This window comes from Kitasatospora sp. NPDC054768 (assembly GCF_053612025.1).
In genome coordinates this window covers 1-16,388 of sequence record NZ_JBSHBN010000194.1, presented here as the reverse complement: position 1 = coordinate 16,388, position 16,388 = coordinate 1, and the positions used below count along the sequence as shown (strand labels likewise).

The 16,388-nt window shown below is 73.8% G+C and carries 17 protein-coding genes; 6 read left to right on the top strand and 11 right to left on the bottom strand.

The window, feature by feature from the left end:
- The 6 genes from ACWGKU_RS36125 to ACWGKU_RS36100 all read right to left on the bottom strand — a co-directional run.
- The coding region (locus ACWGKU_RS36125; protein WP_452191722.1) for a phosphoadenosine phosphosulfate reductase domain-containing protein at positions 1-203 on the bottom strand (203 nt) is incomplete at its 3' end.
- Positions 200-781 (bottom strand): adenylyl-sulfate kinase, encoded by a 582-nt coding sequence (gene cysC / locus ACWGKU_RS36120; RefSeq protein WP_452191723.1) that lies wholly within the window; start codon positions 779-781, stop codon positions 200-202. The genes cysC and ACWGKU_RS36125, both read right to left, overlap by 4 nt.
- Positions 782-828: 47 nt before the next feature.
- Complete coding sequence (locus tag ACWGKU_RS36115; RefSeq protein WP_452191720.1) at positions 829-1,530, bottom strand: phosphoadenylyl-sulfate reductase; 702 nt, start codon at positions 1,528-1,530, stop codon at positions 829-831.
- Complete coding sequence (locus tag ACWGKU_RS36110; RefSeq protein WP_380547841.1) at positions 1,511-1,693, bottom strand: eL43 family ribosomal protein; 183 nt, start codon at positions 1,691-1,693, stop codon at positions 1,511-1,513. Before ACWGKU_RS36110 ends, ACWGKU_RS36115 begins: the two co-directional genes overlap by 20 nt.
- The gene (locus tag ACWGKU_RS36105; protein WP_452180659.1) at positions 1,690-3,414 is read right to left on the bottom strand and encodes a nitrite/sulfite reductase; all 1,725 of its coding nucleotides are present in this window, start codon (positions 3,412-3,414) and stop codon (positions 1,690-1,692) included. The genes ACWGKU_RS36110 and ACWGKU_RS36105 overlap by 4 nt, the downstream gene beginning before the upstream one ends.
- 198 nt (positions 3,415-3,612) lie before the next feature.
- Positions 3,613-3,696 (bottom strand): putative leader peptide, encoded by an 84-nt coding sequence (locus ACWGKU_RS36100; RefSeq protein WP_318264789.1) that lies wholly within the window; start codon positions 3,694-3,696, stop codon positions 3,613-3,615.
- A 178-nt stretch (positions 3,697-3,874) separates the two neighbouring features.
- Between ACWGKU_RS36100 and ACWGKU_RS36095 the strand changes: the two genes are divergently transcribed.
- Positions 3,875-5,293, top strand: coding sequence for a YihY/virulence factor BrkB family protein (locus ACWGKU_RS36095; protein WP_452180658.1), 1,419 nt, complete (start codon positions 3,875-3,877; stop codon positions 5,291-5,293).
- Positions 5,294-5,400: 107 nt separating this feature from the next.
- On the opposite strand, the gene ACWGKU_RS36090 is transcribed toward ACWGKU_RS36095, so the two are convergent.
- Positions 5,401-6,987, bottom strand: coding sequence for an FtsW/RodA/SpoVE family cell cycle protein (locus tag ACWGKU_RS36090; protein ID WP_452180657.1), 1,587 nt, complete (start codon positions 6,985-6,987; stop codon positions 5,401-5,403).
- A 289-nt stretch (positions 6,988-7,276) separates the two neighbouring features.
- Between ACWGKU_RS36090 and ACWGKU_RS36085 the strand changes: the two genes are divergently transcribed.
- Positions 7,277-8,413: a cytochrome c oxidase assembly protein gene (locus ACWGKU_RS36085; RefSeq protein WP_452180656.1), complete on the top strand. Its 1,137-nt coding sequence runs from the start codon at positions 7,277-7,279 to the stop codon at positions 8,411-8,413.
- A gap of 376 nt (positions 8,414-8,789) precedes the next feature.
- Entirely contained in the window at positions 8,790-9,926 is a 1,137-nt protein-coding gene (gene rsgA / locus ACWGKU_RS36080) for a ribosome small subunit-dependent GTPase A (protein ID WP_452180655.1), read from the top strand.
- A gap of 63 nt (positions 9,927-9,989) precedes the next feature.
- Here rsgA and ACWGKU_RS36075 read toward each other — a convergent pair whose 3' ends face one another.
- The gene (locus ACWGKU_RS36075; protein ID WP_401052814.1) at positions 9,990-10,448 is read right to left on the bottom strand and encodes an ASCH domain-containing protein; all 459 of its coding nucleotides are present in this window, start codon (positions 10,446-10,448) and stop codon (positions 9,990-9,992) included.
- 196 nt (positions 10,449-10,644) lie between these two features.
- On the opposite strand from ACWGKU_RS36075, the gene ACWGKU_RS36070 reads away from it, so the two are divergent.
- Both ACWGKU_RS36070 and ACWGKU_RS36065 read left to right on the top strand, forming a co-directional pair.
- Complete coding sequence (locus ACWGKU_RS36070; RefSeq protein ID WP_452180654.1) at positions 10,645-12,282, top strand: DNA-3-methyladenine glycosylase 2 family protein; 1,638 nt, start codon at positions 10,645-10,647, stop codon at positions 12,280-12,282.
- Positions 12,279-12,788, top strand: a complete 510-nt coding sequence (locus tag ACWGKU_RS36065; RefSeq protein WP_452180653.1) for a methylated-DNA--[protein]-cysteine S-methyltransferase — start codon at positions 12,279-12,281, stop codon at positions 12,786-12,788. The genes ACWGKU_RS36070 and ACWGKU_RS36065 overlap by 4 nt, the downstream gene beginning before the upstream one ends.
- 152 nt (positions 12,789-12,940) lie before the next feature.
- Here ACWGKU_RS36065 and ACWGKU_RS36060 read toward each other — a convergent pair whose 3' ends face one another.
- Positions 12,941-13,450 (bottom strand): GNAT family N-acetyltransferase, encoded by a 510-nt coding sequence (locus ACWGKU_RS36060; RefSeq protein WP_387695855.1) that lies wholly within the window; start codon positions 13,448-13,450, stop codon positions 12,941-12,943.
- 43 nt (positions 13,451-13,493) lie between these two features.
- On the bottom strand, positions 13,494-14,024 hold the full coding sequence (locus tag ACWGKU_RS36055) for a MarR family winged helix-turn-helix transcriptional regulator (protein ID WP_359908043.1): 531 nt from the start codon (positions 14,022-14,024) through the stop codon (positions 13,494-13,496).
- A gap of 192 nt (positions 14,025-14,216) precedes the next feature.
- On the opposite strand from ACWGKU_RS36055, the gene ACWGKU_RS36050 reads away from it, so the two are divergent.
- Positions 14,217-15,740 carry an MFS transporter gene (locus ACWGKU_RS36050; RefSeq protein WP_452180652.1) on the top strand — a complete coding sequence of 508 codons (1,524 nt, stop codon included), beginning with the start codon at positions 14,217-14,219 and terminating at the stop codon, positions 15,738-15,740.
- A 16-nt stretch (positions 15,741-15,756) separates the two neighbouring features.
- Here the strand turns inward: ACWGKU_RS36050 and pth are convergent, their stop codons facing one another.
- Positions 15,757-16,368, bottom strand: coding sequence for an aminoacyl-tRNA hydrolase (gene pth / locus ACWGKU_RS36045; protein WP_401056147.1), 612 nt, complete (start codon positions 16,366-16,368; stop codon positions 15,757-15,759).
- Between the last annotated feature and the right edge of the window lie 20 nt (positions 16,369-16,388).

The window sequence follows — 16,388 nt, the reverse complement described above, 5'->3', positions numbered from 1 at the left end:
ACCGGTGCGGGGGCGAAGGCCTTGAGGGCCAGGTGCAGCATGACGATGGAGTCCTTGCCGCCGGAGAACAGGATCACCGGGCGTTCGAACTCCCCCGCGACCTCGCGGAAGATGTGCACCGACTCGGCCTCCAGCGCGTCCAGGTGGGACAGCGCGAAGGGGTTGTCGTCCGTGCGGACCAAGGTGTCGGTCACGGTGGTCATGCCAGGCCCCGTTCGGTCAGGAAGGCGTGCAGTTCGGCGGCGGACTCGGTGACCTCGCGGCCCCGGGTCTGCAGGCGCAGCTCCGGGTGCTCCGGGGCCTCGTAGGGGTCGTCGACGCCGGTGAGGCCGGTGATCTCGCCGGCGGCCTGCTGGGCGTAGAGGCCCTTGACGTCGCGTTCGGCGCACAGTTCGACCGGGGTGGCGACGTGGATCTCCAGGAAGTCGGTGCCGGCGGCCGCGTGCCGTTCGCGCACCGCGGCGCGGGAGTCGGCGAACGGGGCGATGACCGGGGTGAGGACCTTGACGCCGTTGGCGGCGAGCTTCTCGGCGACGTAGCCGATGCGGGTGACGTTGGTGTGGCGGTCCTCGCGGGTGAAGCCGAGGCCCTTGGAGAGGAACTCGCGGATCTCGTCGCCGTCGAGGACCTCGACCTTGTGGCCCTCGGCGCGCAGTCGCTCGGCCAGGGCGAAGGCCAGCGTGGTCTTGCCCGCGCTCGGCAGCCCGGTCAGCCACACGGTGGCGCCGCGCTCGCAGGGGGCGGCCGCGGGGGCCGCCTCTACGGCTCCGTCGGCGGCCAGAGTGTCAGCTGTCACGGTTCTTTCCTTACACGAGAATTGACGGATGGTCAGAGGTGGATGCCGCACTCGGTCTTGCCGGAGCCGGACCAGCGGCCGGCCCGGGCGTCCTCGCCCTCGGCGGGCTTGCGGGTGCAGGACAGCGGGGCGCAGCCGACCGAGGTGTAGCCCTCCCACAGCAGCGGGTTGAGCAGCACGCCGTGGGCGGCGACGTAGGCGTCCACGTCCTGCTGGGTCCAGCGGGCGATCGGCGCGATCTTGACCTTGCGGCGCTTGGGGTCCCAGGACACCACCGGGGTGTTCGCCCGGGTCGGGGACTCGTCGCGGCGCAGCCCGGTGGCCCAGGCGTCGTAGCCGGCCAGGCCCCGGTTGAGCGGTTCGACCTTGCGCAGGGCGCAGCACAGGTCCGGGTCGCGGTCGTGCAACCGCGGCCCGTGTTCGGCGTCCTGCTCGGCCACCGTCCGCAGCGGGGTGAGCGTGATGACGTTGACCGGCATGGTCGCGGCCACCGCGTCCCGCGTCCCGATGGTCTCCGGGAAGTGGTAACCGGTGTCCAGGAACACCACGTCCACCCCCGGGAGCACCGAGGACGCCAGATGGGCCACCACCGCGTCCTCCATCGAGGAGGTCACGCAGAACCGCCCGCCGAAGGTCTCGGCCGCCCAGGCGAGGACCTCCTGCGCGGAGGCCTCCTCCAACGCGCGCCCGGCCCTCTCCGCCAACGACGCGTAGTCAGTCGCTGTGCTGCTCATGTGACGTACCCCCGTGGTTGGTCGGTGACAGCAGGCCGAGGAACTTCAGCTGGAAGGCGCGGCGGCATCCGTGGCACTCCCAGGCGCCGTGCCCGGCCTCGGAGGGGCGCAGGTCCTCGTCCCCGCAGTAGGGACAGAAGAAAGGGGCCGCTCGCTCGCTCACGACAGCTGGTCCTCGGTCGCCCGGGCCGCCCACTGGGCGAAGCGCTCGCCCTCGGTGCGGTCGGCCTGGTAGCGGGTCAGCACGCGCTCGACGTAGTCGGGCAGGCCCGCGCTGGTGACCTTGAGGCCGCGGACCTTGCGGCCGAAGCCGGCCTCCAGGCCGAGCGCGCCGCCGAGGTGCACCTGGTAGCCCTCGACCTGCTCGCCGTGCTCGTCGGTGACCAGCTGGCCCTTGAGTCCGATGTCGGCGACCTGGATGCGGGCGCAGGCGTTCGGGCAGCCGTTGATGTTGATGGTCAGCGGCTCGGCGAAGTCCGGCAGGCGCTGCTCCAGCTCGTCGATGAGGGTGCGGCCGCGCTCCTTGGTCTCGACGATGGCGAGCTTGCAGTACTCGATGCCGGTGCAGGCCATGGTGCCGCGGCGGAACGGCGAGGGGGTGACCCGCAGGTCGAGCGCCTCCAGGCCGGCCACCACGGAGTCGACGTGCTCCTCGGCGATGTCGAGGACGATCATCTTCTGCTCGGCGGTGGTGCGCACCCGGTCGCTGCCGTGGGCGGCGGCGAGGTCGGCGATCCGGCCGAGCAGCTTGCCGTCGACCCGGCCGACGCGCGGCGCGAAGCCGATGTAGAACTTCCCGTCCTGCTGCCGGTGGACGCCGACGTGGTCGCGCCAGCGGGCGGCGGGCTCGGTCGGGGCGGGGCCGTCGAGCAGCGGGCGCTCGAGGTACTCGCCCTCCAGCACCCGGCGGAACTTCTCCACGCCCCAGTCGGCGACCAGGAACTTCAGCCGGGCGCGGTTGCGCAGGCGCCGGTAGCCGTAGTCGCGGAAGATGCCGATGACGCCGCCGTAGACGTCGGCTACCTCCTCCAGCGGGACCCACGCGCCCAGCCGCACGCCCAGCTTGGGGTTGGTGGACAGGCCGCCGCCGACCCAGAGGTCGAAGCCGGGGCCGTGCTCGGGGTGGACCACGCCGACGAAGGAGACGTCGTTGATCTCGTGCGCGACGTCGAGCAGCGGGGAGCCGGAGACCGCGCTCTTGAACTTGCGCGGGAGGTTGGAGAAGTCAGGGTTGCCGATGAAGCGGCGCTGGATCTCCTCGATGGCGGGCGTGCCGTCGATGATCTCGTCCTCGGCGATGCCGGCCACCGGGGAACCGAGGATGACACGCGGAGTGTCGCCGCAGGCCTCGGTGGTGGACAGGCCGACGGCCTCCAGCTTCTGCCAGATCGCCGGGACGTCCTCGATCCGGATCCAGTGGTACTGGATGTTCTGGCGGTCGGTCAGGTCGGCGGTGCCGCGGGCGTACTGCTCGGAGACCTCGGCGATCGCCCGCAGCTGGGGGACGGTCAGCCGGCCGCCGTCGATGCGCACGCGGAGCATGAAGAACTCGGCGTCCAGCTCGTGCGGGTCCAGGATCGCGGTCTTGCCGCCGTCGATGCCCTCCTTGCGCTGGGTGTAGAGCCCCCACCAGCGCATCCGGCCGCGCAGGTCGGCCGGGTCGATCGAGTCGAAGCCCCGGTGCGCGTAGATCGTCTCAATACGTGTCCGCACATTGAGACCGTCGTCGTCCTTCTTGAACTGCTCGTTGGCGTTCAGGGGGGTGTAGTGGCCCATGCCCCACTGGCCTTCGCCGCGATGGCGGGTCGCCTTGCGGGCCGCTGCGGGGCGGCGCTCGGCGGCGCGGTCGGCCGTGGGCTCGACGGTCTCGGAGGAGGTGGCCATGGTGAAGTCCTTCGGGGCAGGTGGCGCTGGCGCCGAATAGGTCGCGGGGCGTGCTCGGCCGTGCGGTGCCGCTCTGACCTGCGGATTTCTCAAGGCCTTGAGGGCAGTGGCCGGGACCGGGCGGGCGCCTGCGCATCCGCTGCGACGGGGATGGCGGGGGAGGTCGGCGCCGGGTGCGGTGGTGCGGCGGGGTCGGGCTCAGGTCACCGGACAGATGGCGCTGGACACGCGAAGGAGGTCGACGTGGAGTCGACCTACCAGGGTGGTTCCGGCGCTAGACATGGCAAGAGATTCGCACGGCGCGGGACTCGCGGTCCACTAACATCCGAATACTGGACGTTGAGGTTTCGTCAGGCGAGACATCCGGACGTTCCCGCCGCTCCCCGCCGGGGCGCCCGGCCACGCGCCCGTACCCCCGGGGAGATCAACCGCGCGGCCCCGGCCCGATACGGTGGGCCCTGTGCAAGCAGCAGGCGATACGAGCAGACCGAACGCCGAGCGGCCCTCCCGGCGAAGGGGCAAGGGCGCGCGGCGGGCGGCGAAACAGGCCACCTGGCGCCGCACGGCGTGGGAGCTGGTCAGGGACACCACCAACACCTGCGTCGAGTACCGGGTCACCGGGCTCGCCGCGGAGGCGGCCTTCTTCACCCTGCTGTCGATCCCGCCGCTGCTGCTCGGGCTGGCCGGCACCCTCGGCTACCTCGACGAGTTCGTCGGCGCGGGCACCATCGCCGGGCTCAAGAAGAGCATCCTCTCGGCCTCCGGGACGGTGCTGTCGGACTCCTCCGTCAACGAGGTCGTGGTCCCGCTGCTGGACGGGGTGTTCGACCGCACCCGGCCCGACCTCGTCTCGATCGGCTTCCTGCTGTCCCTGTGGTCCGGCTCCAGGGCCCTGTACATCTTCATCGACACCATCACCGTCATGTACGGGCTCGACGGCAAGCGGGGCATCGTCAAGACCCGGCTGATGTCGCTCAGCCTCTACTTCGGCGCCCTGGTGATCGGCTCGCTGGTGCTGCCGCTGCTGATGGTCGGTCCGGGGCTGCTGGAGAACGCGGTGCCGGGGGTGTCCGGGCTGGTCGGCGCCCTCTACTGGCCGGTCGCGATCGTGCTGCTGACCGTCTCGCTGACCACCCTCTACCACCTGGCCGTCCCGGTCTCGACCCCGTGGCGCGAGGACATCCCCGGCGCCCTGGTCGCCCTGGTGGTGCTGGTCTTCTGCAGCGTCGGCCTGCGGGTCTACCTGGTCAGCTCGGTCGAGGGCCCCTCGGTGTACGGCTCGCTGGCGGCGCCGGTGGCCGTGCTGCTGTGGATCTTCGTGGTGGCGCTCGCGGTGCTCATCGGCGCCGCGATGAACGCCGCGATAGACCGCCGCTGGCCCACCCTGGAGACCGCCGACGCGCGTGCCGAGAACGAGCGCGCCCACGAGGAGGCGGCCGCCGCCGTGGTCCGCGAGGTCGCCGCCCGGCGGGCCGTCGAACGGGCCCGGCGCGCCCGCGAGCTCGGGCTCGCCGAGGGCGTCGAGGAGGAGTGGGGCGAGGACGAGGGCGAGGACGTCGAGGTGCCCTCCGAGTACCCGGAGCGGTGGGCCGACGTGCTGGCCGCCGACAACGTGCGCGGCCGGCTCACCGCCCGCGGCGGGCCGCACCACCGGCCCGGACCGCCGCCGCCGGACAGCGACCGGCCGGCCGGGCCGACGCAGGGGGGCGGGCCGGGAACTCCGCCGGGGCCGCAGCCGGGGCCTGCTTCCGGACCTGCTTCCGGGCCCGTGTCGGGGCCTGTGTCCGGGCCCGGTTCGGGGCCGCCGCAGGGGCCGCCCGGGCAGCAGCCGCCGGGGTACCCGCCGCGACCGCCCCGGCCGCCGTGGGACCAGCGGTAGGCGGAACGAAACGGCAGGAACGGACAGGGCCTCTCCCGCGGGTGCGGGGGAGGCCCTGTCGCTCTGGCGGGGCGGGCGTGGGGCGGGCGGGGCCGGCGGACGACGGGTCAGGTGGCGGCCCGGTGCGGTGGGTGGCCGTGGGCGGGGCGCAGCTCGGTCACGGCGGAGGGGTCGGCCGTGCCGGGGGCGGCGGGGTCCGGGGCCGTCGGGTTGGGGTGAGTCGGGGCCGACGGGTTCGGGTGCGTCGGGGCCGTCGGGTCCGGGTGCGTCCGGTTCGGGTTTGTGGGGGCCGGGGCCGGGAGCGGCTCGGGGGAGGGCCGGGGCGGGGCCAGGGCGGTGCGTCCGGAGGAGTCGCTCAGCTTGATCAGCAGCGCCACCATCAGCCAGTTCGCCAGCAGCGACGAACCGCCGGCGGCCAGGAACGGCAGGGCCTTGCCGGTCAGCGGGACCAGCCCGCTCACCCCGCCGACCACCACGAACACCTGGAGCGCCAGCGCCGCCGACAGACCGGTGGCCAGCAGCTTGCCGAACGGGTCGGTCAGGCCGATCGCGGTGCGCAGACCGCGCTGGATCAGCAGCACGTAGACCAGCAGGATCGCGGTCGCCCCGGCCAGTCCCAGCTCCTCGCCGATGGTGGTGAAGATGAAGTCGCTGCGCCCGGCGAAGCCGATCAGCCAGGGCCGTCCCGAGCCCAGGCCGGTCCCGGTCATGCCCCCGGTGCCCAGGCTGAACAGCGCCTCGGCGGGCTGCTCGGAGATCGCCTTGTCGTGCACCGGCTTGTAGTAGTCGAGCGGGTGCAGCCAGGCCTCGACGCGGCCGTGCACGTGCGGTTCCACGGTGCCGACCACCGCCGCGCCGCCGACCGCCATCAGCAGGCCGAGCACCACCCAGCTGGTGCGCTCGGTCGCCACGTACAGCATCACGATGAAGATGCCGAAGAAGATCAGCGAGGTGCCCAGGTCGCGTTCGAAGATCAGCACCAGCAGGCTGACCACCCAGATCGCCAGCACCGGGCCGGCGTGCCGTCCGCGCGGCAGGGTGAGCCCCCAGACCTTCCGCCCGGCCAGCGCCAGCGCGTCCCGGGCGGCCATCAGGTACCCCGCGAAGAAGATCGTGATCGCGACCTTCACGAACTCGTCCGGCTCGAAGGAGAGCCCGAACAGCCGGATCCAGCGCTTGGCGCCGAAGCTGTCGCCGGGGGAGAACACCGGCGCCGCCAGCAGGATCAGCGCACCCGCCATCAGCAGGTAGACGTAGCGCTGGAAGAAGCGGTGGTGCTTGACGAGGACGATCAGCGCGAGCGCCACCGCCACCGAGATGAACACCCACATCAGCTGGGAGGGCGCCGCCGGGAGCTTCTGGTAGTCGCCCTTGGCGGCGTGCGCGGCCTTGTAGCTGAAGTCCAGCCGGTCCAGCAGCACCAGCCCGAAGCCGGTCAGGAAGACGCCCAGCGGCAGGATCAGCGGATCGGCGAACGGGGCGAACCGGCGCACCGCCAGGTGGGCCGCCCCGGCCAGCGCGCCCAGCGACAGGCCGTGCACCAGCAGCCCGGGCGGCATCCGGCCGGTGAGCGCCAGGTTCGCGTCGACGTGTCCCGCCAGGCAGACGGCCACCGCGAGGGCCAGCAGGCCCAGTTCGATGTTGCGGTGGCGCGCCGCGAGTCGGCGGCCGTCGCCGCGTGCAGTGGTTCGCACCTCTTGTCATCCCCTTGTCGAGCACGTGGCGGGTCTCGCCGACGGCGCATCCTGCCAGACGTTTGTGTCTTCGCCGCGGTTGCCGGGAGGAGCGGGAACAGGGCAGAACTTTGCCCGGGCAAAGCTTTGTCGGGGCTCGGTAAAGCTTTGTTCAGGCCCGGGTATAGAGGCGGGCCCCGGGTGCGGCGGGGCCGTCGCGCGGGGACATCATGGCCGGGCGCCGGGGGAGCCCCGGCGCGGGGTGCCCGACCGGCCGGGGACCGCCGGGACGAGCGAGGTGAGCGGGCGGATGAACGCAGTGGTGGGCGGCGCGGCGGTCGGGCCGGTGGGCGGCCCGATGGTCGGGCCGGTGGGCGGGCCGACCGGTGGTCCCGCCTCGGTGCTCGCCTACAGCGGGCCGCCGCCGTGGCGGTGGTCCGACCTGGCGACCTCCTGGACGGCCGAGCCGCTGGTGCTCGTGCTGTCGGTGCTGCTCGGTGTCTGGTACCTGGCGGCGGTGCGCAGGGTCAACCGGGCGGTGGGTGAACGCGCGGTGGGTGACCGGGCGGCCGCGGGGGCGGGCGACGGGCGGCCGGTGGCCGGGCACCGCGGCGGGCGCTGGCAGCCCACCCGTACCGCCGCGTTCCTCGGCGGGCTGCTGCTGTGGGTCTGGTGCACCTGCTCCGGCCTCGGTGTGTACGACCGGATCCTCTTCACCGACCGGGCCGTGCAGGTCGTGCTGCTGCTGATGGTCGTTCCGCTGCTGCTCGCGCTCGGCGCACCGGTCTCCCTGCTGGTCGAGGCGGCACCGGCGGCCCGGCGGGAACGTGTCCTGCGGGCGCTGCGCAGCCGCCCGTCCAAGGTGCTGATGTTCCCGGCGGTCTCCACCGCGCTGCTGATGGCGCCGCCGTGGCTGCTCTACTTCACGCCCTGGTACGAGTGGTCGGTGTCCAGCGGGATCGGGAACGTGGTGCTGCACCTGGCACTGGTGCTGCTGGGCCTCGCCTACTTCTGGCCGCGTCTGCAGCTCGACCCGGTCGGGCACGAGTACCCCCACCTGGTCGGGCTGTTCATCACCTTCGCCGAGGTGATCTTCGACGCGGGGCTCGGGATCGTGCTGATCTACGGCGGGCACCTGGTCGCCGAGCACTACTACCTGGCGCTCGGGCGGCCGTGGGGCCCGAGCCCGGCGCAGGACCAGACCTGGGGCGGCAACGCGTTCTGGGTGCTGGGGGACCTGGTCGGGCTGCCGTTCCTGGCCGCGCTGGTGCGGCGGATGGTGGTGCAGGGGCGGGAGGAGACCGAGGCGGTGGACGCCGAGCTGGACGCCCGCTACGCGGCGGCCGCCGCGCGGGCGCGGGCGGCGGGAGGGCCGGAGGAGGAGGAGACCGGGATGCGGCCGTGGTGGCTGGACGACCCGAACCTCAAGCACCGGTACGGGGCGTAGCGCGGGCCCCGGCGGGGCTGGTCGAGGTACGGCGGATGCGCGTGGCGGCGGACGGCGGTGCGGGGCGCTGTCTGGCCCCTGCGCGGCGGGCCAATTTTGGTCCTCAGAGGCCGCTCTGGCGACCGCCGCCTCGCGTTTCCGCAGGTCAAAAATAGGTTGGCCACAATCCCCCGCCCCGCTAGCGTGTGACACATCCGGTTCGGGGGCCATGGGGCCGCCCGAGGAGTAGAGAGCAGGAGGTGAACCCCGTGGTCGTTGTCGCCCCGATAGCTGCCCAGGGCAGCACTCGCGTTCACCTCCTTTTCCCGGCCGCCGGCTGAGCCCTTCACGCCAGCCGTAGCCCGCCGGGATCATCTCCTCCCGAAGGGCCACTGCGTTGTTCAACGCTGCCTCCGTTTCGTCGTTCTCTTCTCCCTCTTCCTCCTCTTCGACTTCCGCCGACGCCTCCGCCCTGACCGGCTACGGCTGGACGGCCGAGCTCGCGGAGCTGTTCACCCCGTTCGGCGAGGCCGGGCTGCTCCCGGCCCGGATCGTCCGGGTCGACCGCGGCCAGTGCGACGCCGTCATCGCCGACCCGGAGACGGGTGAGCCGCGCACCGTCCGGTTCGACACCCGGCCGGTGGGCGACGCCGACATGATCAACTGCCCGTGCACGGGCGACTGGGCGGCGGTCGACCTGTACGCCCAGCCGATGGCCTCCGTCGTCGCGCTGCTGCCGCGCTCCACCGCGATCATCCGCAAGGTGGCCGGCAAGCGCTCCGACGGCCAGGTGCTGGCCGCCAACGTCGACACCGTGCTGATCGCCTCCTCGCTCGCGACCGACCCCGACCTCGGACGGATCGAGCGCTTCCTCGCCCTGGCCTGGGAGTCCGGCGCCGACCCGCTGGTCGTCCTCACCAAGGCCGACCTCGTCGACGACGCCGACTTCATCCGGTCCGACGTCGAGGCGGTCGCCCCCGGAGTCACGGTGCTCGTGGTGAGCGCCGAGACCGGCGAGGGCATGGACGTGCTCCGCGCCTGCACCCCCGGCACCACCGCGGTGATCGGCCAGTCCGGCGTCGGCAAGTCCACGCTCACCAACGCGCTGGCCGGCTCCGCGGTGATGACCGTCCAGGAGGCCCGCGAGGTCGACCAGAAGGGCCGCCACACCACGACCACCCGAGAACTGATCCCGCTGTCCGGCGGGGGCGTGCTCATCGACACCCCCGGGCTGCGCGAGGTCGGCCTCTACGGAGGCGAAGGCGTGGACCTGGCCTTCGCCGACATAGCCGAGCTGGCCGAGGAGTGCCGCTTCCAGGACTGCGGCCACCACACCGAGCCCGGCTGCGCGGTGCAGGCGGCGCTGGCCGACGGCACCCTGCCGCAGCGCCGCATGGACAGCTACCTCAAGCTCCAGCGCGAGAACGACTGGATCGCCTCGCGCACGGACGCCCGGGTGGCCAAGGCGCGGCTGAAGAAGTGGAAGACGATCACCAAGTCGATGCGAGCCGTGGGAGGTCCGGTGAAGCGCTGAGCCCGGGCACCGGCCGGCCCCCGCACAACGGCCGCCGGCCGGCCCCCGCCGGGCCCGCCCGGCTCAGCGGAGGTCCGCCACCACGCGGAAGCGCTGCAGGACCACCGGAGTGGTGTCGTCCACGGCGAAACCCGGGTCATCGAGGGCGTCGAGCATCTCCGGACTGCGCCAGAACCGCTCGTGCACCGCACGCCACTCGGCCACGCTGGTGCACCCCTCGCCCTCGTCCAGGGCGTGCTGGAGGTCGACCTCCGCGAGCGGGACCACCCGGACGTCCGTGGTCTCGATCACGGCGACCCTGCGGCCGTCCGAGTCAAGGACCGCGGAGCGCTCACCGGCCAGCGGCAGGGGCTCGCCCTCGTGCTCGTAGTCGGCGATCAGGCCGGTGGTGCTGGTCTTGGCACCGTCGAGGATCGCGGCGACCAGCTGGTCCCGCAGAGGGCCGGGGAACGCGAACTCTGCCGGAGGCAGGGCGACGACGCGCGGGTCGTCCGGGCCGGTGTAGGGCTGCTGCTCGCTCATGCCGCGAGAGTAACGGCGGGGCGCTCGGCGGGCTCGCGAATTTCGGGGCCGCGGGCCGGTGCGGTGGGCCTGCGGGTTGTGGGCCGTGGGCCGTGGGCCACGGGTCGTGGGCTCACGGTGTGGCGGGTGGCGGGTGGCGGGTGGCGGGTGGGTGGGGAGGGGAGAGGGGAGACCCCCGAAGCAGCGATCAACGGCGATGTCCGATTCCCGCCAGTCACCCCCCGCCCAGTGCCGCAAACTGGACAACGTGATCGACGACGACATCCGGTACCGAGCCGTGGACAGCCGCGACTCCCGCTTCGACGGGGTCTTCTTCACGGCGGTCACCTCCACCGGCATCTACTGCCGTCCGAGCTGCCCCGCCGTGACCCCCAAGCGCGTCAACTGCGTCTTCTACCCCAGCGCCGCAGCGGCCCAGGGGGCGGGCTTCCGCGCCTGCCGCCGCTGCCGCCCCGACTCCGTGCCGGGCTCGCCGGAGTGGAACCACCGCGCCGACCTGGTCGGCCGCGCGATGCGCCTGATCGGTGACGGCGTGGTGGACCGCGAAGGCGTCGCCGGCCTGGCCGGCCGCCTCGGCTACAGCGCCCGCCAGCTGCAGCGCCAGCTGATCGCCGAGCTCGGCGCCGGCCCGATCGCGCTGGCCCGCGCCCGCCGCGCGCAGACCGCCCGCCTGCTCCTCCAGACCACCGAACTGCCCGTCACCGACGTCGCGTTCGCGGCCGGCTTCGCCTCCGTCCGCCAGTTCAACGACACCGTGCGCGAGGTCTACGACCGCACTCCCAGTGGTCTGCGCGCCGAGGTCGCCGCCGGCCGCCGCAGCGCGACCCCGGCCGGCGGCCTCACCCTGCGCCTCGCCTACCGCGGCGCGCTCGACAGCGAGCACCTGATCGACTTCCTCGCCCTGCGCGCGGTCCCCGGCGTGGAGGAGGTCGTCCCCGGCGCGCGGCCCGGTGTGCGCGTGTACCGTCGTACCCTCGCGCTCCCGTACGGCCACGGCATCGCCGAGGTCGACGGCCTGGCGCCGGGCGAGCCGCCCACCCGCGGCTGGCTCGACTGCCGCCTGCTGCTCGCCGACCTGCGCGACCTGCCGACCGCCGTTCAGCGCCTGCGCAACCTCTTCGACCTGGACGCCGACCCGCTCGCGGTCGACGAGCAGCTCGGCGCCGACCCGCTGCTCGGCCCGCTGGTCCGCGAGCGCCCCGGCCTGCGCTCGCCCGGCCACGTGGACCCGCACGAGCTCGCCGTCCGCGCCGTCCTCGGCCAGCAGATCAGCGTCGTCGCCGCCCGTACCCTGGCGGGACGGCTCGCCGAGAAGTACGGCACCGCGCTGCCCGAGCCCAGCGGCGGCCTGCGGCTGCTCTTCCCGAGCGCGGCCGCCCTGGCCACCGCCGATCCGGAGGACTTCGCGATGCCCGTCGCCCGCCGCCGCGCGCTCACCGGCCTGTGTGCCGCGCTGGCCGAGGGCGTGGTCCGGCTCGACAGCGGGATCGACCGGGAGGAGGCCGCGGCCGGCCTGCTGGACCTGCCCGGCATCGGCCCCTGGACGGTCGGCTACCTGCGGATGCGGGCGATGGCCGACCCCGATGTCTTCCTCCCGAGCGACGTGGGCGTCAAGCACGGCCTGCTCCGTCTCGGCGCCGCGGGGGACCCGAAGTCCGCCGACCGCGCCGCCGAGGCCTGGGCCCCGTGGCGCTCCTACGCCGTCCACCGGCTGTGGGCCGGCCCCGTGAGCACCGGCCCCGCGAGTACCAGTCCCGCGAACACCGGCATCAGCACCAGCAAACCCAGCAACACCAGTGACACCAGTACCGGAACGGAGAACGGACGAGCATGAGCACCACCGTCTACACCACCATGGGGAGCCCCTTCGGCCGGCTGCTGCTCAGCGGCGTGCTGCCCGAGGAGGGCGGACCGGCCGCGCTGGCCACGGTCACCGTGCCCGGCCAGAAGTACGCGCTGGCCGAGCCCGCCGACGACTGGGTCCTCGACCCGGAGGCGCTCGCCGAGCCGGTGGCCCAGCTGACCGACTACTTCGCCGGCAAGCGCACCGGCTTCGACCTCCCGCTCGCGCCCGAGGGCACCGAGTTCCGCCGCAGGATCTGGGCGGCACTGGACGAGATCCCGTACGGCAAGACCGTCACGTACGGCGAACTCGCCGAACTGGCCGGGCAGGAGCCGCGCATGGTCCGGGCGGTCGGCGGCGCGGTGGGCGCCAACCCGCTGCTGATCGTCCGCCCCTGCCACCGGGTGCTCGGCGCCGGCGGCGCGCTCACCGGCTTCGCCGCCGGCGTGGACCGCAAGCGCTGGCTGCTGGACCTGGAGAGCGGCACCCTGTTCTGACCGCCGGTGCGCCGCGAACGTCCGAGCACCCGACGTCCGAGCACCGGACCTTCGAGCATCGGACTTTCAAGCACGGCAGCCCCGCTGAGCGCCCCCGTCCGCTGAGCCCCCCATCGCCGAGCCCCCATCGCCGAGCTCCCACCGCCTGCCGCTCAACTCCGCAGTTCCACCCGCCAGTTGTTGCTGCGCATGAGCCGTCCGGGCGGGAACTCGAAGTCCGTCTCGCCGAGCAGTGTGAAGCCGGCCTTCGCGCAGACCGCGTTGGAGGCGGGGTTGTCCACCGAGGGGAAGGCGTGCAGGTGGGGATGGGCGGCCTCGCGGCGGGCGGCCTCGACCGCCGCGCGGGTCGCGGCGACCGCGATGCCCCGCCCCTGGAAGCCGGGCAGCACGTTCCACCCCATCTCGTGGACGGTCCGGCCCTCCCACGTCCGGGTGCCGTAGCCGACCGTCCCGACGGCCTCGCCCTCGGGCAGCAGCACGATCCGGTACATGCAGCCGAGCCCGGACGGGACGAAGTCCAGGTAGCGCCGGTGCCGTACGAGCAGCTGCTCGGCGCTCTCCGGCCCGCCGACGTGCTTCTTCATCTCCGGCGTGTTGACCCGGCGCAGCAGCGCGAGGTCGTCGTCCGTCCAGGGCTCGATCCGTACCGCTGTGCTGGTCATGCCGGGGACGGTAGCGGCGGGCGAACGCGGCGGCCAGTGGTTTTCACCCGGCCGCGGGCTCCTGGGCGGGTGCCGGCTCGGGCCCGGTGCCTGGCTGTGCGAGGGCGCGGGCGAGCTGTTCCAGGCCCGGCAGGGCGTTGACGACCGCCGCGCGGTCGGCCGGGTCGAGGGTGCCGAGCGCGGTGGCGATGCGGCGCTCGTGGGCGTGCTGCCAGTCGTCCAGCTGTCGCCGGCCCGCCGGGGTGAGGGCGATCCGGGCGGTGCGGCGGTCGCCGGGGTCGGCCTGGCGGTCCACGAAGCCGGCGTCGAGCAGCTTCCCGACCAGTCCGCTGACGGTGTTGGGCGCGAGCCGCTGCCGTGCGGCCAGCTCGCCGACCCGCAGGGGCGCGGCGGCCAGTGTCTGGAGGAGTTCGACCTGCGCCATCGGCAGGGACTCCCACGGGTAGTCGGTGCGGATGCTGCTGCGCAGCGCGCGGCGCAGCCGGGTGACGGTGTCGGTCAGCTGCCGGGCGTGCTCGACCGCCGGGTCGGGGCTTGCGGTGGCGGGGTCGGGAACGTGTGGTGACGACGGCATGGCGGACAGCGTATCGCCTGGTACGGGGCGGTTCGGCGGCTGGTCGGGGCCCTGGGGCCGCGCCGTGTTGCGGCTCTGTCGCAGGCCTTGCCGCGGGCGTCCGTCCGGCACCGTCCGTACCGTGGGACACATCCTGTCGTAGAACGAGCTGCTCGTAGAGAGAACATATCTGTATCCGATATATTCGTACCCATGAACGCCACCGCCCTTGCCTCGCGGCTGCTCACCGAGCGGCCCCGGCCGCGCGGCATAGCCGGCTGGCGCCACGCCCACTGGCTCGCCGTCGGCACGGTCTGTCTCGGCGCCTTCCTCGGCCAGCTGGACGCCAGTGTCATCGCCCTGGTCTTCCCCGCCATCGGCCGGGACTTCGACGCGGGCTTCGCCGCCGTCGAGTGGGTCGCCCTCGCCTACCTGCTGGTCCTGGTCGCCCTGCTGGCCCCGATCGGCTGGCTGTCGGACCTGGTCGGCCGCAAGACGATGTACATCGGCGGCTTCGCGGTCTTCGGCCTCTCCTCGCTCGGTGCCGGATTCGCCGGCGGTCTCTGGGCCCTGGTCGGCTGCCGCGCCGTCCAGGCGGTGGGCGCCGCGATGATGCAGGCCAACAGCGTCGCTCTGGTCGCGCGGGGCGTCCCCGAGCACGCGATGCGGCGCGCGCTCGGCATCCAGGCCTCCGCCCAGGGCCTCGGCCTGGCACTCGGGCCCAGCCTCGGCGGGCTGCTGGTCGAACACGCCTCGTGGCGCTGGGTGTTCTGGGTCAATGTGCCGATCGCGGCGTTCGGCATCCTGGCCGGCTGGTTCCTGCTGCCCCGCACCCGGGCGGCGGGCGCCCCCGCCGCCGTACCGGGCCCCCGCCCTGCGAACTCCCCCGGCGGGGAAGCCCACCGCGCCGGGGGCCGTCGAAACGATGCCCACCGCAACGAAGCCCGGCGGACCGCGACCCGGCGGACCGCGACCGGCGACGCCGCCCGCTTCGACCTGCCCGGCCTGCTGCTGCTCACCGGGGCGACCACCTCGCTGCTGCTCGCCCTGTCCACCGCCTCCGGCCTGCCCCTGCCCGGCTGGGCGGTGGCCGCCCTGCTGTTCGCCTCCGCCGCCCTGACCCTGGCACTGGTGCGCCAGGAACGGCGGGCCGCCCGGCCGATCCTGGCGCCCGGGCTGGTCAACACCCCGGGCGTGCGCTCCGGCCTGGTGGTGGGGCTGATCGGCTATCTGCTGCTGTTCTGCCCGCTGGTGCTGGGCCCGGTGCTGCTCACCGGCGCCGGGGTGTCGACGGCCCACGCGGGCCTGGTGATCACCCTGCTGCCCGCCGGGTTCGCCTTCGCCGCGACGGTCGGCGGCGGGCTGCTGCCCCGGGGCTGGTCGGACGTGACCAGGTGCCGCTGGGGTGCGCTGCTCGCGGCCGGCGGGCTGCTGCTGTTCGCCCTGCTGCCGGCCTCGGACGCGGCGGCGGCCCCGCTGCTGATCGCCGGTTACGGGCTGGGTCTGCTGCTGCCCGCCAACAACGCGCTGGTGATGCGGGCGATCCCGGCGCAGTGCTCGGCGGTCGGCGGCGGCATGGTGAACATGGCCCGCAGCCTCGGCACGGCGCTCGGCATGGCGCTGTCCGTCCTCGGTGTCCACCTGGCGGGCGCCGAGTCCGGTGGGCGGACGGTACTGCTCGTCCTCGCCGCCGTCGCCGCGGCGGCGGCGCTGCTCACCCGGCCCGTCCGGGCCTGAGGAGCGCAGGGCCCCGCTACCGCGCCGCGGTACGGGCGTGCGGGGGCCCCGGTGCGTTCAGGGCGTCCTGGGCGCGGTTCAGGCCGCGCCGCACCAGCGTCTCCAGGGCGTCCGCGCAGCGGTCCAACTCGCCGGGCATGGCGGCCAGTTCATCCTCCGAGAACTTCTTCAGCACGAAGTCCCCGACGCTCTGGCCCTTCGGCGGACGTCCGATGCCGAACCGCAGCCTGACGAAGTCCCGGGTGCCGAGCACCTCGCCCACCGAGCGCACCCCGTTGTGGCCGCCGGGGCCGCCGCCGCGCTTGAGCCGGGCGGAGCCGAAGGCGAAGTCCAGGTCGTCCTGCACCACCACCAGCCGCTCGACCGGGACGCCGTGGCGGCGCAGCAGCGCGGCCACCGGGCGGCCGGACAGGTTGATGGACCACCACAGCGGCTTGGCCAGCAGCACTCGGTGGCCGTCGACGGCGATCTCGGCCACCAGGGTGGCGATCCCGCGCCGGCGGAACCGGGCGCCGTGCCGTTCGGCCAGCCGGTCCACGGCGAGGAAGCCCGCGTTGTGCCGGGTGAGCCGGAACCACGGGCCGGGGTTGCCCAGGCCGGCGATCAGCCAGGGGGCGTCGGGGGTCATGCGGGGGTTCTCCGGAGGGG